At 61.4% G+C, this 25,899-nt stretch carries 20 protein-coding genes and 1 pseudogene; 8 read left to right on the top strand and 13 right to left on the bottom strand.

Annotation, left to right across the window (positions count from 1 at the left end; translation table 11 throughout):
- Position 1: 1 nt before the first annotated feature.
- From MO767_RS23250 to MO767_RS23295, 10 genes are all read right to left on the bottom strand, one after another.
- On the bottom strand, positions 2-805 hold the full coding sequence (locus MO767_RS23250; RefSeq protein WP_282482422.1) for a hypothetical protein: 804 nt from the start codon (positions 803-805) through the stop codon (positions 2-4).
- On the bottom strand, positions 786-2,492 hold the full coding sequence (locus MO767_RS23255) for a GspE/PulE family protein (protein WP_282482423.1): 1,707 nt from the start codon (positions 2,490-2,492) through the stop codon (positions 786-788). The genes MO767_RS23250 and MO767_RS23255 overlap by 20 nt, the downstream gene beginning before the upstream one ends.
- 84 nt (positions 2,493-2,576) lie before the next feature.
- Complete coding sequence (locus MO767_RS23260) at positions 2,577-3,110, bottom strand: response regulator (RefSeq protein ID WP_282482424.1); 534 nt, start codon at positions 3,108-3,110, stop codon at positions 2,577-2,579.
- A 223-nt stretch (positions 3,111-3,333) separates the two neighbouring features.
- Positions 3,334-4,287 (bottom strand): peptidylprolyl isomerase, encoded by a 954-nt coding sequence (locus MO767_RS23265; RefSeq protein WP_282482425.1) that lies wholly within the window; start codon positions 4,285-4,287, stop codon positions 3,334-3,336.
- A gap of 15 nt (positions 4,288-4,302) precedes the next feature.
- Positions 4,303-5,853 carry an ABC transporter substrate-binding protein gene (locus tag MO767_RS23270; RefSeq protein WP_282482426.1) on the bottom strand — a complete coding sequence of 517 codons (1,551 nt, stop codon included), beginning with the start codon at positions 5,851-5,853 and terminating at the stop codon, positions 4,303-4,305.
- A 9-nt stretch (positions 5,854-5,862) separates the two neighbouring features.
- Entirely contained in the window at positions 5,863-6,501 is a 639-nt protein-coding gene (locus MO767_RS23275) for an SCO family protein (RefSeq protein ID WP_282482427.1), read from the bottom strand.
- On the bottom strand, positions 6,498-7,154 hold the full coding sequence (locus tag MO767_RS23280) for an SCO family protein (RefSeq protein ID WP_282482428.1): 657 nt from the start codon (positions 7,152-7,154) through the stop codon (positions 6,498-6,500). Before MO767_RS23280 ends, MO767_RS23275 begins: the two co-directional genes overlap by 4 nt.
- A gap of 13 nt (positions 7,155-7,167) precedes the next feature.
- On the bottom strand, positions 7,168-9,120 hold the full coding sequence (locus tag MO767_RS23285; protein ID WP_282482429.1) for a cytochrome D1 domain-containing protein: 1,953 nt from the start codon (positions 9,118-9,120) through the stop codon (positions 7,168-7,170).
- Positions 9,121-9,156: 36 nt separating this feature from the next.
- The gene (mnxG, locus tag MO767_RS23290; protein ID WP_282482430.1) at positions 9,157-14,973 is read right to left on the bottom strand and encodes a manganese-oxidizing multicopper oxidase MnxG; all 5,817 of its coding nucleotides are present in this window, start codon (positions 14,971-14,973) and stop codon (positions 9,157-9,159) included.
- Positions 14,974-15,179: 206 nt separating this feature from the next.
- Positions 15,180-15,788: a lytic transglycosylase domain-containing protein gene (locus MO767_RS23295; protein ID WP_282482431.1), complete on the bottom strand. Its 609-nt coding sequence runs from the start codon at positions 15,786-15,788 to the stop codon at positions 15,180-15,182.
- 193 nt (positions 15,789-15,981) lie between these two features.
- On the opposite strand from MO767_RS23295, the gene gspG reads away from it, so the two are divergent.
- The 3 genes from gspG to MO767_RS23310 all read left to right on the top strand — a co-directional run bounded on the left by gspG (position 15,982) and on the right by MO767_RS23310 (position 18,345).
- Positions 15,982-16,416 carry a type II secretion system major pseudopilin GspG gene (gspG, locus tag MO767_RS23300; protein WP_282482432.1) on the top strand — a complete coding sequence of 145 codons (435 nt, stop codon included), beginning with the start codon at positions 15,982-15,984 and terminating at the stop codon, positions 16,414-16,416.
- 14 nt (positions 16,417-16,430) lie between these two features.
- The gene (locus tag MO767_RS23305) at positions 16,431-17,618 is read left to right on the top strand and encodes a type II secretion system F family protein (RefSeq protein WP_282482433.1); all 1,188 of its coding nucleotides are present in this window, start codon (positions 16,431-16,433) and stop codon (positions 17,616-17,618) included.
- A 145-nt stretch (positions 17,619-17,763) separates the two neighbouring features.
- Positions 17,764-18,345 (top strand): hypothetical protein, encoded by a 582-nt coding sequence (locus tag MO767_RS23310; protein ID WP_282482434.1) that lies wholly within the window; start codon positions 17,764-17,766, stop codon positions 18,343-18,345.
- Positions 18,346-18,432: 87 nt separating this feature from the next.
- Here MO767_RS23310 and MO767_RS23315 read toward each other — a convergent pair whose 3' ends face one another.
- Positions 18,433-19,014: an antibiotic biosynthesis monooxygenase gene (locus MO767_RS23315; protein ID WP_282482435.1), complete on the bottom strand. Its 582-nt coding sequence runs from the start codon at positions 19,012-19,014 to the stop codon at positions 18,433-18,435.
- Between the two features lie 241 nt (positions 19,015-19,255).
- Between MO767_RS23315 and MO767_RS23320 the strand changes: the two are divergent.
- Positions 19,256-20,212, top strand: a pseudogene (locus MO767_RS23320) (alpha/beta hydrolase).
- Between the two features lie 3 nt (positions 20,213-20,215).
- Here the strand turns inward: MO767_RS23320 and MO767_RS23325 are convergent.
- Entirely contained in the window at positions 20,216-22,030 is a 1,815-nt protein-coding gene (locus MO767_RS23325) for an ABC transporter ATP-binding protein (RefSeq protein WP_282482436.1), read from the bottom strand.
- Complete coding sequence (locus MO767_RS23330; RefSeq protein ID WP_282482437.1) at positions 22,027-23,046, bottom strand: AraC family transcriptional regulator; 1,020 nt, start codon at positions 23,044-23,046, stop codon at positions 22,027-22,029. The genes MO767_RS23325 and MO767_RS23330 overlap by 4 nt, the downstream gene beginning before the upstream one ends.
- A 165-nt stretch (positions 23,047-23,211) precedes the next feature.
- On the opposite strand from MO767_RS23330, the gene MO767_RS23335 reads away from it, so the two are divergent.
- The 4 genes from MO767_RS23335 (at position 23,212) to MO767_RS23350 (ending at position 25,822) form a co-directional block, all read left to right on the top strand.
- Entirely contained in the window at positions 23,212-24,063 is an 852-nt protein-coding gene (locus MO767_RS23335; protein WP_282482438.1) for a 3-hydroxybutyryl-CoA dehydrogenase, read from the top strand.
- On the top strand, positions 24,050-24,652 hold the full coding sequence (locus MO767_RS23340) for a TetR/AcrR family transcriptional regulator (RefSeq protein WP_282482439.1): 603 nt from the start codon (positions 24,050-24,052) through the stop codon (positions 24,650-24,652). The genes MO767_RS23335 and MO767_RS23340 overlap by 14 nt, the downstream gene beginning before the upstream one ends.
- A gap of 200 nt (positions 24,653-24,852) precedes the next feature.
- Positions 24,853-25,266, top strand: a complete 414-nt coding sequence (locus MO767_RS23345; RefSeq protein ID WP_282482440.1) for a VOC family protein — start codon at positions 24,853-24,855, stop codon at positions 25,264-25,266.
- A 127-nt stretch (positions 25,267-25,393) separates the two neighbouring features.
- Positions 25,394-25,822: a hypothetical protein gene (locus MO767_RS23350; RefSeq protein WP_008147926.1), complete on the top strand. Its 429-nt coding sequence runs from the start codon at positions 25,394-25,396 to the stop codon at positions 25,820-25,822.
- The last annotated feature ends 77 nt before the right edge of the window (positions 25,823-25,899 follow it).

Here is a 25,899-nt window from a genome sequence, read left to right on the forward strand (position 1 = left end):
GTCAGGCCACCGCCCGGGACATGACGTACAAGCTATCGCGTACGGATGTCCGGTGTTCTTCGAGGGTGCGCAGGTGCACACCGGGTACGTCAGGGTGCGAGTCAATGCGTGCCGGCGCATGCAGGTAAACATTCAGCGGTCGCTCGCTGGTGGACGCCTGCAATTGGCTTTCGCGACCGATCAACGCGGTCAGCGCGACGTCGCTGTCGCTGCTGCCGACCGAGCGTACCGCCGCCCAGCGCCCTTCCCGCGCCAGCAGCAACACACTGCGTACTGGCTCTGCGACCACGAACAGGAAGTCGCCGGCGTCGAAGCTTTTATCGAAATGATTGAACGCCGCCATCAGGTACGGCTGCACCGAGCGCAGGCGCAGGCCACGACCCGTGACCAGCGTGCGCAAATGCGTCAGCAAGTCCTGCGGCAGCGCGGTGGCGACCCGGCCATAACCCGCAGGCTCAGCCGACAGCACCATGCTCCAGGGTTGCGTCGGTACGCCGTAAAGGTCTTCGAAACACAGTTGGGCAAACCCGAGCAATTCGGCAGGGCTGCCGATCTGTTCGCTCCAGGGCACCAGACAGAAGCGACTGAAGTGCCCGGAGATCACCACACTCAATTCGGCACCGGGACGGGTGTGTTCGCCCAGCAGACGGTCGAGGGTTTCCAGCGCCACGGCCCAGGCATGGAATCCTTCGTCGATAAAACCGACGCTGCCCAGCCACACCGTTTCACTGCCACGGCGCTGGCCCAGGCCGACACCACTGGCGCCGAGCACGGCGACAAAACGATCACGAGATAAAAGTGACACGATTGATCTCCTCGAGCGTGGTCCGCCCCTCTTGCACCAGTTCCAGTGCCGACTCGCGCAACAGGCGCAAGCCACGGCTGCAGGCCAGGGCTTTGATTTTTGAAATGGGTTGGCGCTCGACGATCATTTGCCGCAGTTCGTCATCGAGGTGAAGCAGTTCGGCAATCGCCGTACGCCCGCGGTAACCGGTGCCCCGGCAATGGCCGCAGCCCTTGCCGTGGACGAAGTGGTAGTGATCGACCTGTTGCGGATCGAGGCCGGAGAGGCGCAACTCTTCATCGGTCGGGTAGGCCGGCACGCTGCAACTGGTGCACACCAGGCGGATCAAGCGCTGGGCCAGCACGGCATTGAGTGCGGAAACGAGGCTGTAAGGGTCGATTTCCATCTGGGTGAAGCGGCCGATCACGTCGAACACGTTATTGGCGTGAATGGTGGTGAACACCAGGTGCCCGGTGAGCGCCGATTGCACGGCGATCTGGGCGGTGTCGGGGTCGCGGATTTCACCGACCATGATCTTGTCCGGGTCATGGCGCAGGATCGAGCGCAAACCACGGGCGAAGGTCAGGCCTTTCTTTTCGTTGACCGGGATTTGCAGCACGCCCGGCAGTTGGTACTCCACCGGGTCTTCAATGGTGATGATCTTTTCAACGCCGTGGTTGATCTCGGTGATCATCGCGTACAGCGTGGTGGTTTTGCCGCTACCGGTGGGGCCGGTCACCAGCACCATGCCGTAAGGTTCGGCCGCCAGCCGACGCAGATGGCGCAGGGTTTCTTCTTCGAAGCCCAGGGCTTGCAACTGCACGCCGCAGACCTTGTCGGCCAGGTCCTGTTTGTCGAGGACCCGCAGCACCGCGTCTTCGCCGAAAATGCTCGGCATGATCGACACCCGAAAGTCGATCTGACGGCCGCTGATACCGATCTTGAAACGACCGTCCTGGGGCACGCGTTTTTCGCCGATGTCCAGTTCGGCCATGACCTTGACCCGGGAAATCACTTGCTCGGCGAATTCGCTGCCCTGGATTTTGCTGATGTTGTTCAGTACGCCGTCGATCCGGTACTTGATCACCAGGCCGCTGCCGGTGGTGCCCAGATGGATATCGCTGGCGTGCATTTTCAGCGCGTCGTAGAGGGTCGAGTTAACCAGTTTGACGACGACGCTGGCGTCCTCGCTGATGCTGGTCAGGGACAGGCTTTGCAGGGTATCGATTTCGATATTGGCGTCGGCCTGGGCGTTAAGCGATTCCACCGCGTGGAAGCTCTCTTCGTGGCGTGCCAGATAGGCCTTCAGGTCGTCGACATGCACCAGGTACAGCGGCGCGCCGTGCAGGCAGTCGTCGATCCAGGCCAGGCGTGAAGTATCGAAGGGGTCGGCAAACACCCCGATGACCGCATCGTCGTGACGCAGCAGGATGAATTCGCGTTTCAGGCATTGGGCCAGGGTGACCCGGTCGAACACCGGGGTGGCTTGAAACAGGGCGTCGGTGTCGAGCACCGGATAATGCAGGGTCGCGCCGAGGCACTGGATGAAGGGCATGGGGGCCAGTTCGCACAACACCCCGAGGGCTTCCAGTACCCGTTCGCCGGAACTGGCGGCCCGGGCCCGGGCCTGGGCCAATTGCTCACTGGAAAATCGAGACGGTACACAGTCCAACAGTGCCGGTTCGACGACAAGGGATAGACGGTCCATGGCATGCTCTCCAACGCCGGGGGCTTTGAGCCCTGTCGACGCGGCAGGCCATTGCGGCGATTGCCGGAACGTCTTGTCGCGCCACTACTCCCCGGTGAGCAATTGTTCGTCGCCTGGTGCCTTGGAGGTCGATAGACTTCGTCGACGATCTGCCAGCACCCAACTGCCGTCGTACAACTGCAGCGGGAAACTCTCGGTCCTGCTCTGGCGTCGGTCGACAAAACCTTGCGAATTGCTCATGCCTGCTTTGGCTTCGCGCTCCATCCCCAGAAGGTCGCAGACTGCTCGGGCCAATTCCGCCAATGGAAACGGTTTGAACAGGATATGGCTGACTCCCAGTTGCCGGGCCCGCTCACAGACTTCAGCGGTTGGGTGCCCGGTAATCAGCACAAAATGACACTTCCTGTTCTGGCGGACAGCATCGAGCACCTCAAAGCCTTCCATGTCGGGCAAGCGGTAATCGAACACCATCACATCAGGTGCAAACTGTTCGGCTTCACCGATACCCGCCGCACCGTTATGTGCAATCCGGACGTCTAGCTCTTGCGCCTGAAGGTAATCCTTGAGGTTTTGGGCAAGGAGCTGTTCGTCTTCGACAACCAGTACTTTGTTTAACAAGGTCGACTCCTTGAAACCGCAGGTCCGATGTTTCAGCCCTGGGAGTACGCGCCTTCACTGAGGCTAACGCACACTTCATGCCAGGCTGAGCGCCGGTTTTTTACCGTTGCATGTCTTTGATTTTTATGAAAAAACCATTTCGTCCAGAAACTCCATCCCCCAAAGGCGGGGAAGCACTCGGATGTACCTTGAAGCTATTCCCCACTATTGGGGGGGGGAACCTTCAATCATCGTCAACCCGTTCGATTCGATTGCTTGATCGCAGTTGCGCGAGAACCTGTAGACGAGCCCGAGCCTGTTGCTGTCGGGCAAGGTACGCCCGGACCATTTCAAGCCCTTGCAGATCTGAGACATCGGTCGCCTCCAAGTAGTTCTGCAGGTAGATCAAATGCCAGCCCAACGCTGTACGCACCGGTGTACTGACGGTCCCCGGTGCCAGGGCAAAGGCCGCTGCTTCGAATTCAGGCATCATCCGTCCACGAGGAAAATAGCCCAGATCACCGCCCTCGCTGGCGGAAGCATCTTCGGAACCGGCCCGGGCCACGCTGGCAAAGTCCTCACCCGCACTGATTTTCACACGCATCTCCTCTAAGCGTAGCCGGGCTGCTTCAACTGTGGCGGCATCCGCTCCTTGAGGCACTTTGATCAGGATGTGCCGAGCCTGGATTTGTTCCGGCCGGCTCATCTCGGCGCGATGTTCTTCATAGAAAGCACGGACCTGTTTGTCGTCGGGCCTGGCGACCTGGGTGAGGTCGGCAAACACTTGCTGGGCCGCGAGCTCACGGCGGGCGTACTCGGTGTAACCGACTTCGTCGAAACCGGCCTCTTCCAGGCGCCGGGCGAACACGTCGTCACCGCCCATGGCCTGCCGGGTCTGATCGACCTGGCGTTGCACCACCGCGTCACTGATCACCACCCCGCGCTTGACGGCTTCCTGCCACAGCAATTCTTTGTCAATCAAGGCTGTCAGTGCCGCCTGACGCAATTGCTTGTAGGCCTTGGGGTTACGGATGCTGCCCAGCGCCCGGCCCTGATCCTCCAAATATTCGGCGAAATAGCGCTCCAGGCGAAATTCGGAAATTTCCTCGCCATTGACCCGCGCAGCGGCCGGGCCATTGCTGCAGAACGCCACGGGAACCCACAACGTGAGCAGCAGCAACAAAGTCTTGAGCGGCATGATCGAGACCTCCAGTCAGGGTGTAGCGGCAATGGGTTTATAGGGAGCGACCAGATAAAAACGCTGGCCGGGCAAATCCACGGTGACGATATGCGCGCCACGCAAGCCGAGGCGGCGGCCAGGACCGAAGCTGATCAGCGGGGTCAGCCCGGTATCGAAGTCATGCAGGCCTTCCAGCGCACTGATGAGTTTCTCGCGGCTGGCGTCGCGCCCGGCCTGTTTCATGCCTTCGCTGAGCAGCAACATCGAACTGAAGGCGCCGACTTGCAAAACCGCATGCTGGCCGCCGAGCCCCTGGCGTTCGCGCAGTTGGGTCAGGGCCAGGCGTCCGGCCAGCGTCCAGTCACTGGGCACGAACGGATAAGCCAGAAACACCCGCCGGGAAAAATCACTGGGCACCTGCAACAGATCACCCGCCACCTGGTTCGACGCAGCAAACAGATAAGGCACCTGCCCCGCCGCCTGCAAGCGCTCGGCGAGGCGACTGAAACCGCTGCCGCTGCCCAGGTAAAACACCGAGCGCGAGCCCAGTGGCAGTTCGTCTTGCGCCGAGTCGTAGTCTTTCAGACTGACCTTTTCCCAGGCGTGATCTTGCAAGTACTGGCCGAGGCTCTGCGCTGCCAACCGTTGACTGGGCTCGTCCGGGTAGATGATCAACGTCGGTCCCTGAAGCACCCGCAAATTGTCGGTGGCGTAATCGGCCAGGGCGATCAGTTGCTCGCGCAAACCCGGCAGCGGTTCGAAAATCTGCCGACTGGCCTGCGCCGTGCCCAGCGATGACAGCGGTCCGATCAGCGGAATGCCGGCCCGTTCCAGGCGCGCGGCCAGGTCCGAGTCCAGTGCCGGTGCCAGCGGCGCGATCAGGGCGAACACCTGTTCCTGCTCGATCAATTGATCAAGCGCCTGCTCGGCACTGGCGCGGTCCGGGCCCGGATCGACGATGGTCAGGCGCAACTGCCGGCCATGAATCCCGCCCGCTTCGTTGATTCGCGCCACGCTGCCCTGGAGCACCGCTGCCACAGTGGCGCCCTCCTCGCTCAACGGCCCCTGGCTTGGCAACAAGGTGCCCAGGTGCAGACTGTCGGGGGTCAGGCCGGGGTCGCGGTCCTCGGCCACGCGTTTGAGGTACGCCGTGAGGTTGCGCTGATCATTCATCGACAGGACGAAGCGCGGCATCGCCGGGTCGAGCCGGTTGTTGCCCGGATCACGCCCTTCCTGGATGGCCCGCGCCAACGTGCCTTCGGTGTACGCCGGGTAATCACGGCCATTGGTTTGCTGCTGGCCGTAAGTGCTGGTGAGCCGCGACCAGCTGAGATCCGGCGGTCGCACCCCGCCTTCGGGCCGCCCGAGGCCATCGGCACCGTGGCAGTTGGCGCACGGCAGGCTGGTGGCCGGCAACAAAATGTCCGCCGCCCCGACCCGCGCCATGATCGGCTCACCACTGTCGGACACTCCCTCGCGATACAGTCGTTTACCGGCGCTTTCACTCGGGCTCAGCGGCAACGCATCAGCAGCGAAATGCAGACCGCCCAGCAGTAGCAGGCCGAGGATGAGTGAGGTTTTCATGGCGCGGGCTCAACGACCGGCCACGGGCATTGTCAGCAACTGCAAGCGCTGGGCAATGGCGGCGGCCGGGGCATCGGGACGGATTTTGCTCCAGCGTTTGTTGGCCACGTCACCCACGATCAGTTGTGTTGAATGCTGCTCGGGGGTCGGCACGATCTGGCCGATGCGCCCCAATACAAGGTCCATCTGTGCCTTGTCGCCGGTAAGAAAAAGCCAGTGGGGGCCATCGACGCCCTGCTTCAAGGTGTAAGCCTTGAGTACCGCCGGGGTGTCCCGCTGCGGATCACTGGTAAGGGAGATAAAAGTGATGCCGTCAGCTTTGTCACCCAGCAACTCACGCACTTCCTTGAGTTTGCGGGTGATCAGCGGGCAGGCATCGTTGCAGCTGGTGAAAATCACGTTCAACAGCACCACGCGGTTCTGCAGCGCGTCGCTGTAGAAACGCAGGGTCTCGCCGTTCTGGTCCTGCAACGGCGTGTCGGTGAACCAGGTTTTCGCGTCGCGGGTGCCAGTGCCCGTAACCAAGCCGGGCGGTGCAACAACGGCGGCCACTGCCGATGCCGGCTCTTCATGCCCTTCGTGGGCTGACGCCAGCGAACTGAACAGGCAAAAGCAAATCGTCAGGGTGATCCAGTCGAGGGCTCTCATGGCTGCTGCTCCATAGCGATGGCGGTGTGCTTGGCGTGGGCGTTGCGCTGGCCGCTGAGTTTCTCCACGTCACGGGCCAGCACTGTCGGGTCGGTGAAGCCGTAATAGCGAGTCCAGTGGCGGCTGTTGCCGTCACCCACCAGAATCAGTGGCTGATGGCTTTTGAAGTCCCCGCTGAAGGTGCCCAGTCCCTTGAGGGTCTCGTTGATCGACTGCGAGCTGCCGGTCAGCCAGCTCCAGCCCGGACCGTTCTGGAAGTTGCGGGCGTAGTCGTTCAGGCGTTTGGCGTCATCGCGCTGCGGGTCGACGCTGATCGACACCAGTTGCACCTCGCCGCCGACCCGGGCACCCAGCTGTTTTTGCACCTTGCCCATGATCGAAGACACCACCGGGCAAACCGTGGTGCAGCTGGTGTAGATGAAGCTCATGACCACAATCTTGTTGGTCACCAGGTCTTTTTCCAGTCGCACCGCTTTGCCGTTCTGGTCCACCAGCGTCACGTCGGCGAACTTGACCTGGGTGCCTTCCGAACGGGCGCTTTGGGCCGGCATTTCGTGATCGGCGTGTTCATCCGCCGAGTGGGCCAGGGCCTGGCCGATACCGGCGGCCAGCAGGCAGAAGGTCAGCAGTCCACGGTGTGCGAATCGGTTCATGTCGAAACTCCTTTTAGTGGGCATCGCCGGGCAACACCCGAACGCTGGCAAAAGTCTTGTCGTCGAAACTCGCGCCCAGCGACGCCGCGCGCACGTGCAGGTACCAGGCGCCGTTCTGGTCGAGAGTCACCGGGGCTTCATAAACGCCGTCGCCCACTTCCAGCGCGCCGACTTGCTGGACCCGGGACGTCGGGGCCCGGAAATAGCGCACCTCAACGTCCTTGACCCCGATGCGCTGTGCCTTCTGCTTGCCCTGAACGATGCGAAAGCGCACCACATAAGGACTGCCGAGGGCGACCGTGGACGTGTCGAGCATGAATTCCACCTTCGGCACACCCGGGTGCTGGGTGAGGTTTCTATCCGGCTCAACCAAAGCCGTGAAGCAATGGATGATGTTCGGCTGGTTCAGCAGGAAGGCCACGTCGAAACGTCCGGCGGCAGGCAGTTTGATCCGGGCGCTGTACAGCCCCGGCTCGACTTCGCGCAGGCTGCGGTTGATGACCATCGCCGCCCGCGCCACCTGCCCGCGATTGGGGTAGCCGGACATCGGCGTGTTCATGCCTTCGGCGTAGAAGTAGGTGGTGTTGTCCACCGGGTTGACCACAAACACCGCGTTGTCATCTCGCGACACCGCCAGGCTCGATGCCAGCGGCAGGTCACCGGCCAGCCGTGGCGCCTGAGGCCCCGCTTCGAAGCCCTGGCTGATGGGCGTGCGGCCTTCACCCAAAGACGACAGATTGATCATCGTGACCTTGGCCGACGCCAGTCCGCGAATGTAGGCGTAGGCCTTGGTGAACACCACTTGATAGGGTTCGGCGGACACGTCCAGTTCATGGATCAACGAGTCGGTAGCCGCGTCGATCACCGAGGCCTGGTTCTCCAGGGTGTTGAGCACGATGCCGAAACGACCGTCAGCGCTAAACCCCATCGGGCCCAGGCCCTGTTTCATCTTGATCACCCGCCGGACTGTGAGGCTGGCGGTGTCGACCACGGTCACCGTGCCGTCCTTGCCATCGGCGACATACACCGCCTGGGACAGTGGCGAGTACGCCACGGATAACGGGTGCGAGCCGGTCTTGAGTTGCTTGCTGATGGTCAGGCTGGCGATGTCGATAATGCTCAGCGTCCCGTCATCGCGGTTGGTGACGAAGGCAAAACGACTGTCCTTGCTGAAGGCGATTTCGTGATGCCCGGCACCGGTGGCCAGGTGTTTGAGCGTCTTGAGGCTGCGCGTGTCGATCACCGTCACCCCGGACGCCTCGGCCGATTTCGCGTTGTTGCCGATCCACAGCAGACGCTCATCCGGTTGTAATGCCAGCCGTACCGGGTTGCTGCCGGCAGCCACCGAGTCGATCAACTTGAATTGCTCGCTGTCGATCACCGCAATCTCATCGGCGGTTGGCATCGAGACGAACACCCGCTTGTTGTCACGGGGCGTGACCCAATCCATCGGCGGCTGCTTGATATCGATCCGCGCCATCGTGCTGGTGATCCCGCCCACCGACACCGACGGATCGACCACCGAGACGCTGGCATCGCGGTTCATCACCAGCAGGAAGTAGCTGTTCATATCGAGCAACGGCCGCGCGCCGATGCTCGATTTCAGAAACACCCCGACCCGGGATTTGCAGCTGTGTTCGCGGCCCTGTGCCTGGTCGGCGGCGACGGTTTCCGGATCGATCCAGGCACCGGGTGCGACACCCGACAGTGGCTGGCCCGAAGCGCTGTCGGTGACCCGAAAACGCACGTCGGCGAACTTGCCCTCGCGCAGCACGCCGTCCTGCGCCAGCGGCCGCACCTCGAGCGCCACCGACACCCCGTCACGCTCAAGCGTCTGGCCGCTCCAGGTGTCCGGCAGCGCAACCTCGCTCAGCGTCGCCGGGGGCGTCGTGCGCCACACTCCCAGCCAGATCAACGCCAACCCTACAACCAGCGCGCATCCGGCCACTTTGATGGTCCTGTTCATAATGCTTCTCCCCTTCAGATCTGTGTCTGCTATGGCTCAAGGTGCCGGAGCCGGTTCAGGTTCGTTGGTCACCCGCAGCAATCCCCAAAGCCCGGCGGTGCTGCCGTAAGCGCCGTAGTCTCGGAACAGGTAGTCGCCCGGTATTGCATTGCTGCCCCCGGCGCTCGGGTGCATGAAGCTGAAATGCGCCGCCGGCAGAATGCTTTCGCGGGCGCCGATGTACATCGACATCGGGTTGTAGCCGAACCGCACCGAACCCACCCCAGGGGTCATCATCGGATAGCCACCGGAGTCGCTCTTCTCTGACTGGAACGGGTTGACCGACCAGACGTGACCGTCCAACTGGAAGGTCGAACCACGGCTGCCACCGGTCGGCATCAGAATGTGCGTGCGGAACGGTTGCCCCGGTTTCACATACAGCACCGGCGTTTGCGGATCGCCCCCCACCAGCGCATTGCTGAAGGCCATGTGCGCGTTAGGCACGTCGCCGTAACCATGGCCGTCGGCGTGGCCGAACGGCGCATCCGGTGGCAGACCGAAGCGGAACCACATCGGCTCGGTCTTGTAGTTGATGGCCATGCTCGAGTTGTCCTGCGGATCGGTCGGTACACCGGCCTCCGAGGCAATACCTTCCACCGGACGACCATTGGCCCAGCGCATGTTCAACGCCTTCTGCCAGACCATCGCAAAATCGCGGTAGGTGCTTTGCCCCGGTGCAGTGACGGTGGCATTTACTTTGCGCGTGTCTTCAACCCAGGTGGCGCCGACCGGCAGGATGCTCATCGCCCCACCGAGGCCTTTTTGCGGCTGCTTGATGACGTCCGCCGGGGTGAAATTCAGCCCGCCGAATTCCACCGCCGTGGCATTGATATTGTCGACACTGCGGCCCAGTTGCGTGACCGGTTTGCCTTCACGCTCCAGGTGCCCGGCGTAGTACTGATAGGTCCGCGTCGGGTACGCCCCAACATTGCCAACACGCGGTGGCACGGTCTGGATCGGGTTGGTGCCGACGTTGGTCCCGTCGGATTTGGTGATGTCGTACGCCAGCAGTTGGGCGTGCAGGCCCACCGTGCTGGACGGCCGCATCAGGTTATTGCTGAAGGTGGTCGAGCCCTCGCCATCGTTGCGGTCACGCTTGACCATGCCCATCACCGAAGCCGTCTGAGCCAGGTCCGGCATCACCATGGGCAGATGGTTTTCCAGGGTGATGTTGATGCAGTCACCAGCCGCCGCACGCAGCACCAGCGGTTCGACAGGCACACCGGGTTTGAGCTTGCCGGTGATTGGATCGAGGTCGCCCTTGCGCACATAAAGGATCGCCGTCGGATCATGCAATGGCCCGCTTTGCCCGCCGATGGTGAAGGTCCCCTCCACAGGGTCGGTCACCGTGACCTGAGGAATGCTTACGGCACGCGAGTTGTACACCAGGGTGCCGCCCGCCGGCTTCAACGCCCCGCCGACGTGTTGCCCGATACCGGCCGGATCGGCCATCGACAGGTTCAGCGGATTGCCGAGTATGTCGTTGGCCAGCGCCGCGACCACTTCATAGTTGCGTTGTAGTGTCGGCCGGGTGCCGATGCCGTTAGGGTTGGCGCCGTACCGTGGGCAGATGCCATCGAACGCCACGGTGTTGCGCATACCGGCCGGTTTCGCGTTGTTCGGCAGCGCAAACAGGTCGCTGCGTTGGGCCGTGTAGTTGCGCATCACGCCCCAGATCCCGCTCCAGTAACCTTCCAGGGAGGCGTCCATCGAGTACAGGTAATCCCCGGTGGTCGCGGCCGCGCTGGAGATCATCGACACCGGCGCATTGAAGCCCATCTGCTCGGAGATTCCGATCATTTGCGACGAGCGCCAGCCGGAGTTGGAGCTGTTGCCGAAACCGGAACCGCTTTGCAGCCACTTCACGCCGTGCAGGGTCACGTTGTGCTCTTCTTCGTGGCCACCGGCATGCACCCGCAACCGCACGTTGTCGCCGGTGTAGGTACGCAGCATCGGGGTGAACGGGTCGCCCGGTTCTGCGCCGCCACGGTTGATGTGTGGCGGGAACAGCGTAGTGCCACCGGTTGGACCAGTGGCCGCAGTCACCAGGTTCGGCGCCAGGTTCATCGCCGGGATGGCGCGGTCGGTGCGGCTTTGCATGGCGTACGCGAGGTCGCCGCCGAGGCCGTCGGCCTGCATGCCGCGCTTGCCGTCCGGACCGATCTTGTTCGGGTCGTACACCCGCAGGGCCAGCGGTTCGTTGCGGTAATTGACCACGAACATGCCGGGGTCATCGATCGAGATCGCTTGTGGGCATGGCCGGCTTGGGCAACCGGGCATCAAGCCACCGCGGGCTTCGACCACCTGCTCAAGCAGGGTCTCGGCATCTTTACGCACCGGTGGGTTGATGGCGTAGCGGAAGCTGTCAGCCGTAGCCGGGAAGGCTTGCGGATTGGGCACGCCGTTGGGGCCAGCGCCCACGTACACGCCGGCTTCATAGGCGTGCTGGAAGTCGCTGTATTCGAGGAAGAACTCACGAAAGCTGTCGTTCTTGCCGTCACCATCCAGGTCACCGGTAGACACCACCGCTTGCCAGGAGGTTGGCCCGCCGTCCTGCCGCGCGCCGCTGTACAACGGCTCGCCGGTTTCAGCGTGGAACCAGGTCGAACCGGCCGGTTCTGCCAGCACGGTGGCGTACAGACCGATTTGTTGGTGAGTCGATGGGCCGAGGTGGTCGTGGGTGAAGATGGTCCCCAGGCCACGGTCGACGCCTTTGGCGTTCACCACCGGATCGACAAACCAGCGCTGCATCGCCGTGCGCGCGCCGACCCAGTCGGCCCGGCCGTATTGGCCAAAGAACGGGTGAGCCTTGGCTTTCGGGCAGGCCGGCGTACCGTCACGCGGGTCGGTGCCTTGGCACTGGTTGAACTCGCGAATGGCGTGGATGCGTTCTTGCACCGCTCCGGGGGAAAGCACGCCATCTTCGTAGTTCCAGCCATTGGCCGAACCGTCGGCAGACACCAGGTCCCATTTAGGCAAGTGAATGTGCTGGCCGATCACGTCGGTCGGCGTGCGCACCTGATAGTCGTCCATTTCATAGGTGGCCGGCACCAGGTTGGTTTGCTGGTACTGCACGCAGTCGAAGGTGTTCATACGCATCACCAGAGGCTCTGGCGGACGCTGCTTGTTGATCACCGGCCAGGCGTCTTCCCACAGCGCGAGAATGCGCGCTTGCGGGAAGTGGTAGCCGACTTTGTTGTAGACCGCGTCGAACTGGATGTTCGCCGCTTTGTAGACCCGTGGACGGTCGGCGGTGAAGGTCGAGGAACCGGTGTAGGACATGCCGTCGATCCGCTCGCCACTGGCAAACTCACCGGTGCCGGCGCTGCTGGTCAGGCGTTTTTGCCGATCATCCATGCACGGTTCGTAATACGGTGCACCCGCGATCGGCAAGGAGCCGTTGGTGCGGAAGTTGCGCGCGACGATTTGATTACCGGGCAGCACGGCGAAGCTTGGGTGGTCTTTTTTGGCGTGGAACGCCATGGCCGCCTGTTCGACTTCGGTGCCCTCTTCCGGCATGTAAATGGGCTTGGCGCGCGTCACTTCCTTGGAGAAATCCAGGGACGTGGTAATGGTGTGCGCCTGGCCACCGGAGGAGAAACCGTCCAGAGAATGCCGCCCCAAACCGCCATCCCAGCCACCGGACTGAGCCGGGTCGAGATTGGCCCACAAGGCGTTGCCGCTGGTTTTCAAGGCCTGCGCCTTGGCAGCGTCGAGCATGTCCAGCGGTGGGGTCGGTGGGCGTTGGCCGACCGAGCTTTCCATGCCGCCGATCCAGAACGGATACCCAGGGTTTTTCAGGCTGCCGTCGGCATTGCGGTTGGCTTCACTGCGATCCACCAGGGCCAGGGAACCGATGGCGTGAGCGCCGCCATTACCGCCATGATGCTCGCCGTCATCATCGCCTTCGTCGTCATCACCACCGGCCACCAGGGTTTCGCCGATTTTCGGCACGACCGCGACTTTCCCCGGCATCGGTGCCATGGCTTTGCCTGGCAGCGGCACGACCGCTGGAATCGGGGTACCGGCAACGATCTCACCGTCGGGCAAGGCCCGGGCGCCAGCGGCCGGTTTACCGCTGCGCAGTGCATAAGGTTCGCTGTGATAACCGTCGGCGCCCTGCTGGGACACCTCGAGTTTGGTGCCCTCTTCGAATACGTCATGCACCCGCCACATGCTCCACATGCCTTGGGCAAAGTGCGGGTAGAAGTGGCAGTGATAGATCGCATCGCCCGCGACCCGGTTGCGGTTGCCCGAGCCCCCGTTGGCGATTTCGTAGGTGTAACCGGCTCCCGGACCGATGCCTTGGGCGTCCACATAGTCGGAGTTGTCGTCGTTGGGGTTGAACAACCACTGATGCCCGTGCAGGTGGAAGATGTGCTGTTCGTGGCCGTTGTGGGTGTTGCGGAATTTGATGAAGTCACCGATGTAGCTGTGGTTGACGTTGGACGGCTCGGACGGGTACAGCGCCATGGTCGCCTTGACCCCGATCTGATCGGCGCGGGGGACTTGACCGGGAAGAATGCCTTCCAGACCGGCGTTGGCCGGTACATCCACCAACATCGCCACGTCGCCGACGGTGTGCGAGCTGAGGAAGAATTCTTCATAGGCGCAGGACAGGCAATCGTGCATCGGCCCGACACCCAAACGGTTGGCGACCACTTCGGCGCCCATGCCGCCGGAGCCGTAGTTGATCATGAACGAGTCGCGCGTCGGCTCCAGCACGTGGGCCATCACCGGGTCCGCCCAGTAAGCGGGGAACGCCTGGGTCGCGGCGGTTTCATCCTGGAACTGCGAGGCAAAATCGCGGAACGGTTCCAGACGGTTAGGGATCGCCGGGTTGCGTTTGCCAATGGCCTCCAGCGGATAAGTCGACGGCGGGAAGCTGCCATCGGCATTGCTGCCCATCACAATCGCGTCGCTCTCGCTGGAAATGATTTCATTGCCGTCGACCATGTTGATGATCGGCGTGCCGGCCTTACCTTCACGGATCCACGGTTCACGCTGCGGATAGCGCGCCTGGTAATCGACAATCGGTTGACCGGCCGGGGTGCGGCCGACGCTGGCCAGGCGCATTTCTTCTTCGGTCACGGTGTTGCGATAGGAGCGGCCGCCCTTGGGCACCACTACCACTTGGCCGAACAGTCCGTTGGCCACGTTGCCCGCATCCCCTTCACCACCGAAGGTCGCGCCGCGACTGCTGGCGGCAAACGCGCCTTCGCGCTCGGCGTACAAGGTGTAGGAACGGGTGGCACCGGGGGCAATCAAGGTATTGGCGTTGCGCCCGGTATAAGACGCAATGTCGTCGATGCTGTTGACCGCTTGCATACCGTTGACCTGGAAGCCGACGTGGCGGTCGGTGACCTGCTCGTCAACCTTGAAGTTGCCTACGTTTCCGATTTCTACTTCACCCTCAATACCACCCACCCCCCCGCTTTCGTGGCTGCCAGAGTTGGCCTGGTAGGCGAGCAGGTTCTGCAGGTTGATGGTCAGGCAATCACCGGCGGCGACACGCAACACCAGTGGGCGCGGACGCTTGTCGGGTCGCAACGAGACTTTGCCCGGCACTGCCGCCCCGCCCTGGGCCAGGGACATCTCGTGGTCATCGACCACATCGCGGCGCAGGGCGAACATCATGCCGTTGACGTTCTGCGCGCCGAGGCGGTTGAACATCAGCGGCTGATCCAGCGCCACGACGTTGGCCACCAGATTGCGCTCGCAGCGCACGGCCGCTTCGGCCAGCTCGATGCCCAGCATCGACGCCACCAACAGCAGCAGATTAAACAAGGACGGAGCGCAGGGTATGCCGGTCATGATCACGGGCCTCGCTGTGGGTGCTCATTAGGAATAAGTCTCGACAAATCCCCTTGAGCAATCCGCATGCCATAAATAATTTATTTATTTTTCAATCAGTTATATGAACGACTTAATAACTCGGGGGATATTCCCCACTTTTTCCCCACTTTTCGGCCGGGGCCATCATTCCCCACTATTGGGGGAACGTGCCCTACGGTCGCCGATTACAGCGGCGCATCCACGGCCAGGCCCTGCAAACGTCGGTATTGGCGCAAGACACTGGGCACGTAACGCTGGGTTTCGGCGAACGGCGGGATTACCCCGCCACGGCTGAGCACCGCTTGCGGCCCGGCGTTGTACGCCGCCACAGCGAGGCTGATGTCGTTATCGAACAAGGTCATCAGGCGCTTCAGGTATTTGGCGCCACCCTGAATGTTGGCTTTCGGGTCGTAGACATTCTTCACCCCCAACTCCCGGGCGGTGTCAGGCATCAATTGCATCAACCCGCCCGCGCCTTTGGGTGACCGGGCACCGGAGTCGTAGGCGGACTCGGCCTGGATCACCGCATGCAACAGCGCCGCCGGTAACTGATTGGCCGTGGCAGCCGCCGAAACCAGTTCGGCATAGGGCTGCCGGGCAATCATCTGCGGTTGCTGATCCATGCTGACCCCGACGGATTCGGGCTCGTGAATCACCCGTTCATAGGTGCGGCCGGGACGGTGGACATTGGACAGAACGTAGCTGCCCTTGGCGTCCACAGAAACGAACACATCGGCCTGTACGACGCCGGTCAACACGAGCAGACCGAGCAGTCCTGTGGTGAGTGTTTTCATTGTTTACCTCCCTGCCCGGCCCCGAAAAATGGGGCTAATGCCCCAATGGCCGGTAGTAAACCAGCCATACGCAAGCACTGTGCCGAATGCGCGCAGCCCCGTAATTCAGGGGTTGCAGAAGAATGTCCGGGCATGTGCATGGCAATTGCATAAGCCTTCATGGCGACCCTTCTGCCGACTGTGTGAGGTCATCATGAATCAGCGTTTGCGTTCCACCCCGCGTGCTCAAAGCGGGTTCACCCTGCTCGAACTGTTGGTGGTGTTGGTGGTGCTGGGGCTGTTGGCCGGCATCGTCGCGCCGAAGTATTTCGCCCAACTCGGCCGCTCCGAGGTGAAGGTGGCCAAGGCGCAAATAGAAGGCCTGGGCAAAGCATTGGATCTGTACCGTCTGGAGGTCGGTCATTACCCGTCGACCGAACAGGGTTTGCAGGCGCTGGTCACCGCGCCTAGCGATGAAACCAAATGGACCGGCCCTTACTTGCAGAAAAAATTGCCGCAGGATCCGTGGGGCCGTAACTACACCTATCGCTACCCCGGTGAAAACGGCGAATACGACTTGTTGTCCATGGGCAAGGACGGACAGCCCGGCGGCGAAGGCGAAAACGCCGAAGTCACCAGCTGGCAGTAACGGGAGTGGCGACCATGCGATTTCATCTCAAAGCCGTTGGCAAGGCCGGCGTCGTCTCGATGACCGTCGAGGCGCTCGGCCACAGCGAAGCCCGGCGTATCGTTGAAGACCAGGGCTACCGCGTGATCAGCCTGTACGCCGAGCGTCACTGGCGTGCGTTGCGCGTCAGGCAGCGCGAAACCTTCAACCTGGTGCTGTTCAGCCAGGAACTGACCACGTTGCTCAATGCGGGTCTGCCCCTGATCGATGCGCTGGAAAGCCTGGCGGAAAAAGAGAACGCGCCCCAGGCCCGCAAAACCTTGAGCGAACTGGTGCGCTTGCTTTATGAAGGCAAGTCGTTCTCCCAGGCATTGGGCCAGTTGTCAGCGGTTTTTCCTCCGCTCTACGTAGCGCTGGTGCAGTCCAGCGAGAAGACTGGCGCCGTGGGCGATGCCCTGGGCCGCTATGTCAGCTATCGCCAGCGCATGGACGAGGTTAGGCAAAAAATCGTCAGCGCTTCGATCTACCCCATGCTGTTGCTGGTGGTGGGCGGTGGCGTGGTGTTGTTTCTGATGGGCTACGTGGTCCCGCGCTTCAGCCTGGTGTTCGAAGGGCTGGGCTCGAACCTGCCGTGGCTGTCGCAGATCCTGATGAGCAGCGGGATGTTCCTGCACGCCCATCAGGGCGAATTTTTCGGCGCATTGCTGGCGATCATCGTCGCCCTCACCTTCCTCCAGCGCCAACCGGCCTTTCGTCGGGGCGTGGACCGTGTGATTGAAAAACTCCCGGCGGTCCATCAACGCATCTTCATGTACGAACTGGCGCGCTTCTACCGCTCGCTGGGGATTCTGCTGCAAGGCGGTATTCCCCTCGTCACCGCCATGGGCATGGTTCGCGGCCTGCTCACCGTCGCGTCCCGCGCGCGCCTGGACCAGGCCTGCGAACGGGTGCGCGAGGGTCAGTCGCTGTCGACCGCCCTGGAACTCAATCATCTGGTGACCCCGGTGTCCCTGCGCTTGCTGCGCGCTGGCGAGCAGTCCGGCAACCTCGGGCAAATGATGGAGCGCAGCGCCGACTTCTACGACGAAGAAATCAGCCGCTGGATCGAATGGTTCGTGCGGCTGTTCGAACCCTTGCTCATGACCTTCATCGGCCTGCTGATCGGGGTGATCGTGATCCTGATGTACATCCCCATTTTCGAGCTGGCCTCGAGTATTCACTGACCCCTGGAACAAGGTCGAGCTGGACGTTTCAGAACTCATCGACGTAGCAACTGAATAAAACCGTACGGTGAGGTGTTTACCCACTGAATCAGGCAGCAAGTTGCATCCATCACGTTCCAAGCTGAATAAGAAGACGGAGAACGATATGCACATGAAAAAGCTTTTGCTCGCAGTGGCTATTGGCGCAGTTCTGTCGGCATCTACCGTTCTGATACCGGACAGCCTGTCCGGTATGTCGAGTGCTCAAGCCAAAGAAGGAGGCAGTGGCGGAAGCGGAGGTGGTGGCGGTAGTGGAGGAGGCGGTGGCGGCAATGGTGGCGGCGGCGGTGGCAATGGCGGCGGCGGCGGTGGCAATGGCGGCGGCGGCGGCGGCGGTGGAAACGGTGGCGGCGGCAATGGCGGCGGTCACGGTGGAAGTGGCAGTGGCGGCAATAGCGGCAGCGGTCACAGTGGCAGCGACCATGGCTCGGGCCACTCCGGCAACTCGGCCTCATCCTCCGGGCGTAGCGGAACTCACGCCGAACCAGGGGATGATCACGGCGTTCATCACGCTGGTGAAATCGGCGACGACCACGGTGTGCATCGCGCCGGTGAAATCGGCGACGACCACGGTGTGCATCGCGCCGGTGAAGTGGGCGATGACCACGGCGTACATGTCGGCGGTGAACCGGGTGACAACCATGGTGTGCATGTTGGTGGCGAGCCAGGCGATGACAAAAAGTCCTGACAAACGCTGATGCCCAAACAACACAAATCCCTGTAGGAGCCGAGCTTGCTCGGTTCCTACAGCGGATCGTGTTAACCGACGATAACGTCAGCGGTTCGCAATGGAGTGGGACAACCAGGGCGCGAACAAGCGCGTCGCCATCGGCATGAACAGGTACACAACCGACAGCACGATGGTCAGGGTGATCAGGAAGGTGGCAACGATGTAATTGGAGAGGAAAGCGTTGAGCTGCAGCAACGGCCCCCAGATCAGCGGCACCAACAAAGTGTGCGGCAGAATCACCAACAACGTCACCACGGCCTGCTTCCAGCGCGGCGGTGGCGATCCCGCTTCGGCCTGCGGGGCGAACCAGAATTCATTAACCGGATTGACCTCAGTCTGATCACCGTCCGCCAGCATCGGCGTGGCTTCGTTGACCAGTGCTTGCCGTTGCGGCGAATCGAGCCAGCGCTGCATCGCCTCGGTGGAGCAAAAGCGCAGCACGCAGGTGAACATATCGAGGCCACCGCTCTTGCCGCGAATCACGTCTACTCCCAGATGCCCCTCGCTCTGCCCCGCCACACCCACGATGTGTCGAAGCCAGGCTTCGTAAGGCACTTCAAAACCGGCCTTGACCCGGTGTTTGACGATCAGGGTCACGACTTCCTCGAAACGATTGAATTCAGGCATCACGCTAGGCTCCGGTGAAACGGATATTAAGCGCCGGCCGTTTCGGCCCGGCGATGAAGAGGCTGCTGAACAGGATCTCCTACAGGTTAGATCGGTAGGTCGAGCCGATCCAGCGCCCGATTTACATTCGCCGAGGTCCGCGACTCGCAAGCGTGGGCCAGCAGGGTTTTCGAAAAACTCACTACACCCGGAGCGCTTCTGTTAAAAAGCGAGCTTAATGTCTGAGCTGATGGACCCACCCATGCCCTCTTCCCTTCTCACGCGTCTGCGCCGACGCTGGCTGCCGCTGCTGTGCATGGCCGTGCTAATCGTCGGCTTGCCGGTGAGCTGCGGCGTGCTCAAGTACACAGAACGCGAGTTGCTGTTCCGCATCGAACCGGGAACGGCCGGGTGGTATCGCGGCCTGCCGCAGGACGTTCAGGAATTCGACATCAAACCCGCCAGCTTCAAGGCTGGGCAAAGCCTGCATGCCTGGTGGTGGCCAGCCGCGCGTCGCGATGCGCCGTCGGTCCTCTACCTGCATGGCGTGCGCTGGAACCTGACGGGCCAGGCGTTCCGCATCGAGCAATTGCGCGCCATGGGCTATTCAGTGCTGGCCATCGACTACCGAGGGTTTGGCCAGAGCAAGGGCGACCTGCCGTCGGAAGCCAGTGTTTACGAGGACGCGCGAGCCGCCTGGTAGCGCTTCACCAAGATGCAACCGGACGCCAACAAGCGCTTGATATACGGCCACTCCCTCGGTGGCGCGGTGGCGATCGACCTGGCGGCAGACCTGGCCACCCAGGCGAAAAAGGACCATGGCGTGGTGCCGGCGCGCGGTCTGGTGATCGAGTCCACCTTCACCTCGCTGGGCGATGCGGTGGCACAAGTGGCCGACAGCAACCTGCCAGTGAAATGGTTGCCGGTGCGCTGGCTGCTGTCGCAGAAATTCGATTCCATCGACAAGATCGTCGACATCAACATGCCGTTGCTGGTGGTCCATGGCCTGGCCGACCCGTTCATGCCATCGCGATTCAGCCAGCAGTTGTTCAATGCCGCCAACGAACCCAAGCGCCTGTTGTTGGTACCCGGCGGTACGCACAACAACAGCATGAGCCTGGGCGGCATCCAGTATCGCCAGGCACTCGACGGCTTGATGAAAACAAAACCAACACAAATGGCCGGGCCGGCGGTGACGCGGGTTTCTCGGGAGTCTTGAGCGCTATCGGTAACCGCGGGCCTGCAAATCAAACAACTGCGAATAGCGCCCGCCCGCGGCCACCAGACTGTCGTGATCGCCCCGTTCAAGGATCGCTCCCTGGTCCAGCACAATAATGTGGTCCGCATTGCGCACGCTGGAAAACCGGTGAGAGATCAGCAACGTCATGCGGCCTTCGGTGTGCTCACTGAAATGCTGGAACACCGCGGCTTCCGCCGCGGGGTCGAGTGCCGAGGTTGGCTCATCCAGAATCAGGATATCGGCGTTGCGCCGCATGTAGGCCCGGGACAACGCGATCTTCTGCCATTGCCCGCCGGACAGCTCCTGCCCCCCGGCGAACCACCGCCCCAATTGCGTCGCATACCCTCGATCCAGTCCGTCGATGAAGGGCGCGGCCATGCCCTCGGCGGCGGCCTCCTGCCAGCGCTGTTCATCGTTGAACGCCAGGGTGTCACCGACGCCGATGTTCTCGCCGACGGAGAATTGGTAGCGGATATAGTCCTGAAAAATCACCCCGATGCGCCGCCGCAGCGCGTCTTCTTCCCATGCTTGAAGATCGCTGCCGTCCAGCAGGATACGGCCCTGATCAGGACGGTACAGCCGCGTCAGTAATTTGATCAGCGTGGTCTTGCCCGAACCGTTCTCCCCCACCAGTGCCACACTGTGGCCGGGCACAAGGTGAAGATCGATGCCTTCCAACGCGGCGCGACTGGCGCCCGGATAACGGAAGCCGACGTTTTCGAAACGCAGGCCATCGCCAGGCACCGCGCCCACGGTGAGGATGCCGGTATCCGCCACAACAGGCTCGGCCAGGTATTCATAAAGACTGGAGAGGTAAAGGCCATCTTCGTAGAGACCGCTGATGGCACTCAAGCTGCTGCTCACTGCCGTCTGCCCCTGCTTGAACAACACCAGGTACATGGTCATCTGTCCGAGGCTGATGTTGCCATGGACGGTATCGACCACCACCCAGGCGTACGCCAGATAAAACGCGCCGGTGCCCAGTAGACCGAGAGCAAATCCCCAGCCATCTCGACGTAGTGTCAGGCGTCGGTCTTCGGCATAGAGACGCGCGAACGTCTCGCGATAACGCTTCAATAGCAGCGGCGCGAAGCCGAACAGTTTGACCTCTTTGATGTAGCCCTCGTGGGAGAGCAGCGTCTCGATGTAGCTTTGTTGCCGACTCTCCGGCGCACGGCGAGTGAACAGTCTGAAAGCATCACCAGAAAAATGCGCTTCGGCAAAGAACACTGGCAACGCGCCGACCACCAGCAGCACCAGCGCCCAAGGCGAAAAATGCACCAGCAACACGCCGAAGCTGATCAACACGATCAGATTCTGGATCAGCCCCAACGACTTCATCACCAGCGCCAACGGCCGGGTCGAAGCCTCGCGGCGCACCCGAACCAGTTTGTCGTAGAACTCGGAATTCTCGAACTGCACCAGCGATAACGTCTGGGCCTTCTCCAGAATCATCGTGTTGACCTTCTGCCCCAACTGCACCCGCAACAGCGATTGCTGGACCGACAGCGCGCGTTGAGTCCCGGACAGCAACGCGAGCACGCCCGCTTCAAACAACACATAACGCACGACCGGCCACAACGGCGCACTGCCCTGTTGCGTGTGCAACTGCATGGCGGTGACGACTGCATCGACGATACGTTGGCCCAACCAGGCGGCCAGTGCCGGGAGTACACCGGCGATCAGCGTCGCCAGCACCAATCCCAGAAACAGTCCGCGAGATGTTGCCCAGACCAATTGCAAGGCGCGTCTTGCCTGGTCGAGTAACGAGGTGAAACGATCAAGAACAGGGTTCACTCCGTGAGCTCCCCCTGATACCTCGCCCGATACCGTCCCGGACTTTCTCCCGTCCACTTCTTGAACGCCCGGTGAAACGCGCTTGGCTCCTGAAAGCCCAATTGCTCGGCAATGTCGCTGATGCTCGCTCGGCTCTGGCGCAGCTGTTCGAAGGCAACGCCACGCCGCACCTCGTCCTTGATCTCCTGATACGAACACCCTTCCCGCTCCAGTTTTCGGCGAAAGGTGCTGGGGCTCAGGTGCTGTTCCAGGGCGAAGGCCTGCAAGGTCGGCCATTGGCTGTAATGGCTGTTGCGCAGGCGCTGGTAGACCTGCGACGCCAGGCCGTGCTGATTACGAAAACGGATCACCAGCCATTGCGGCGCGGTGCGCAAAAACACCTTCAGTGATGCCAGATCCTGAACCACCGGCAGACGCAGGTAGTGGCTGGCGAATTCGATTTCGGTGCGCTCGGCGCCAAAGGTCAGGTTGGGTCCCCAAAGTAAACGGTCATCGCTGAGTGACACTCGCTCATGGCGAAAATCTGCGCGATCGATAGGGATGCGCCGCCCACCCAGCCAGCAGAGCAGACTGATCATCAACACCAGAAACGTCTCCTCGCCCAAACGACTGACGTCGCTGTTTGGTGAGTGGTTCTGCAAGCTGATCACCGCACGTTTGCCGCGCACCGTCAGCGTGCCGCGAAAATCGTGGAGGAACAGCGCGAAATTGGCCAGGCACTGGCGCATCGCTTTGTGCAGGTCAGGTTCCTGAATCAATGCCCGGCAGATCAGGGCGAAACCGCCCGGCGGTATGCCATGGGAGTCGAGCCCGAAGAACTCATCGTTGAGCTCGCGGATCTGAATCAACCACAACGCGGCAAACGCACTCGCCGGTACACGCGCGGTGGGCTGCTCCATCAACGCCGGATCGATGCCGGCCTGTTCAAGCGCAGCCCTCTGACGTTGCGGATTGTTTCCCAGCCCATGGATCATTGCCTGCACGAAGTAGGCGGAAACCGAGTCCTTTTCCCGCATGTGAACGCTTCTCTCCCCATCACCCGAATGGCAAAAAACACCAGTGCCGTTGAACAGTTTCGGCATAGGACAACCGCCCTGCCGGCTCTAGACTCGCGGCCAATAGTACGCCTTCGGCCACTACGGCGGCCAAGGTATCGCGGGATTTGATCGGAAGAACAGAACATGAATCTGCAAAACATTGGCGTGATCGGCGCGGGCACCATGGGCAATGGCATTGCGCAAGTCTGCGCCTTGGCCGGTTTTAACGTGACCTTGCTCGACATCTCCGAGAGCGCCCTGCAAAAGGCCATCGCAACCGTCAGTAAAAACCTCGATAGACAGATCACCAAGGAAACGCTGACGCAAGAGCAAAAGCTCGCTGCCCTCGACAAGATCCGCACCAGCACCGACTACAGCAACCTGCAGAACGTGCAACTGGTGATCGAAGCCGCCACCGAAAACCTCGAGTTGAAACTGCGCGTGCTACAACAGATCGCCGCGCAGGTCAGCGACGATTGCGTAATTGCCTCCAACACGTCTTCGCTGTCCATCACCCATCTCGCTGCCAGCGTGAGCCAGCCTGAGCGCTTCATCGGTCTGCACTTCTTCAACCCGGTGCCGGTGATGGGCCTGATCGAGGTGATTCGCGGTTTGCAAACCAGCGACGCCACCCACGCCCTGGCGCTGGACATGGCGACCACTCTCGGTAAAACCGCGATCACCGCGGGCAACCGTCCGGGTTTCGTGGTCAACCGGATTCTGGTGCCGATGATCAACGAAGCGATCCTGGTGTTTCAGGAAGGCCTGGCCAGTGCCGAAGACATCGACGCCGGCATGCGCCTGGGCTGCAATCAGCCGATCGGGCCGTTGGCGTTGGCGGACCTGATCGGCCTGGACACCGTGCTGGCGATCCTCGAAGCCTTCTACGACGGCTTCAACGATAGCAAGTACCGTCCTGCTCCACTGCTCAAGGAAATGGTCGCCGCCGGGTACCTGGGGCGCAAAACGGGGCGTGGCTTCCATGCCTATGCCTGAGCGTTGCTCGCGCTTTGCCGAGTACCGGGACAAGGTGCTGGAGCTGTTCGCCTGCAAAGGTTTCGGACAGGTCGGCATGCGTGAGCTCGCGACCTGCCTGGGGCTCGCTCCCGGTTCGTTGTATCACCATTACCCCAGCAAACAGCACTTGCTGCTCGACCTGATCGAGGAGTTCTACGAAGAGCTGCTAGCAACCTTGGGGCGCATCGAGCAAAAGGCCCCAGCAAAACGTGACAAACTCCATGCCCTTATCCGAGCGCATTTGAACCTGCATCAGGAGATGCCCTGGCATTTTCGTCTGGCAGAGCGTGACAGCGGCTGCCTGAATGAAGAGCAACAGGAACGGGTTCGGCAGCTGCGCGAGCAATACGAGCGCAAGTTGCTCATGATGCTTGGGGCCCGATCGCGGTTCAGTGAGCAAGGCTTATTGGCCACCGGACATGCAATCGCCAACTTACTCAACAGCGCGCCCAATTGGCTGGCGCAGCATACGCTGAGTGAAGCGGAGCGAGATAATCTGCTGGAAAACCTGGTCAGCGGTGCAATCGAGCGTTTGCTGCGCCCCTCGGCTCCACGCGCAGCAGCTTGAGGATCCAGGACGATATCCCGGTGATCGTCGATTGAGGCGTGGGCGCCGGAAGCCATAAGCCACGTCGCTTCAATAGAAAAAACATCTAAACAATTCCCGCTAATCACGACATCTAACGCTTTGCTAATGGGAGCCCAAATCACTGCGGAGCCTGAGGTGAATTCGGCCTCTCTTCGCCTCTTCGTAACCGGGAGCAAAGCATGAAAATCAATCCCTATCTGATCTTCAATGGTGATTGCAAAGCCGCGTTCACTTTCTATGCTCAAAGTCTGCGAGGCCAGATCGAAGTCATGATGACCTTCGGCGAAAGCCCTGCGCGCGAGCACTTGCCGACGGACTACCACAACCTGATCATCCACACCCGCCTGCTGGTGGGCGATCAGGCGATCATGGGCTCGGACGCAACACCTGATCGCCCTACTGACGAAATGAGCGGCTGTTCGGTTTCACTGAATGTCGACAGCATTGCGGAAGCTGAACGGGTGTTTTCTGCGTTGTCGGACGGCGGCAAGGTTGAAATGCCACTGGAAACCACGTTCTGGGCGGCTCGCTTCGGCATGTTGGTTGATCGGTTTGGTGTGTCGTGGATGGTGAACTGCGAAAAAGATCAGTGAAACTCACTTTCTCAAGGCATGAAAAAAGCCCAACCTGAAAAGGTTGGGCTTCTGGCAACTGCCGGGCTGTCTGCTACCGTCAACACGCTACCTCGTAAAGCAGCGGATTGTTCGGAGGAACCTCACTATGCCTGCCCATGACGTGCCTTGGTCCACTCGTTTCAAACTGTCACTGCTTGCTGGAGGGCTCACCGCCACTCTGCTCGCGCTGAGTGGGTGCGCCACTGTCGACGCCCAGACCACCGCCTATGTGGGCGTGGAGCATCCCGCGCCGACGCTCGCAAGCGAGGTCGTGGTGCTGCGCACAGAGCCCCTGCGCCCTCACGTCCGATTGGGTGAGGTGGTCATCGACGCGAGCGTCGAGCCTGCTCCTCCCATCACTCAGGTAGAAGAAAAACTACGCGAAGAGTCCGCCAAACTCGGCGGCGATGCCGTGGTGGTGGTCTACGACCATATCCAACCGGTGGGCGCCTATGTCAACGGTCCGCTTTGGGCTCGCGATGTAAAAACCATCGAAGGTCGGAAGCTCAAAGGGATTGTGATCAAATATCGGTAATGTCCGTTCGCACTTTCCTGCAAACAAAACAAAACCCCTACCTGCATACGCAGATAGGGGTTTCGGAATTTAATCTT

Source organism: Pseudomonas sp. UYIF39, assembly GCF_029963765.1.
Classification (GTDB): domain Bacteria; phylum Pseudomonadota; class Gammaproteobacteria; order Pseudomonadales; family Pseudomonadaceae; genus Aquipseudomonas.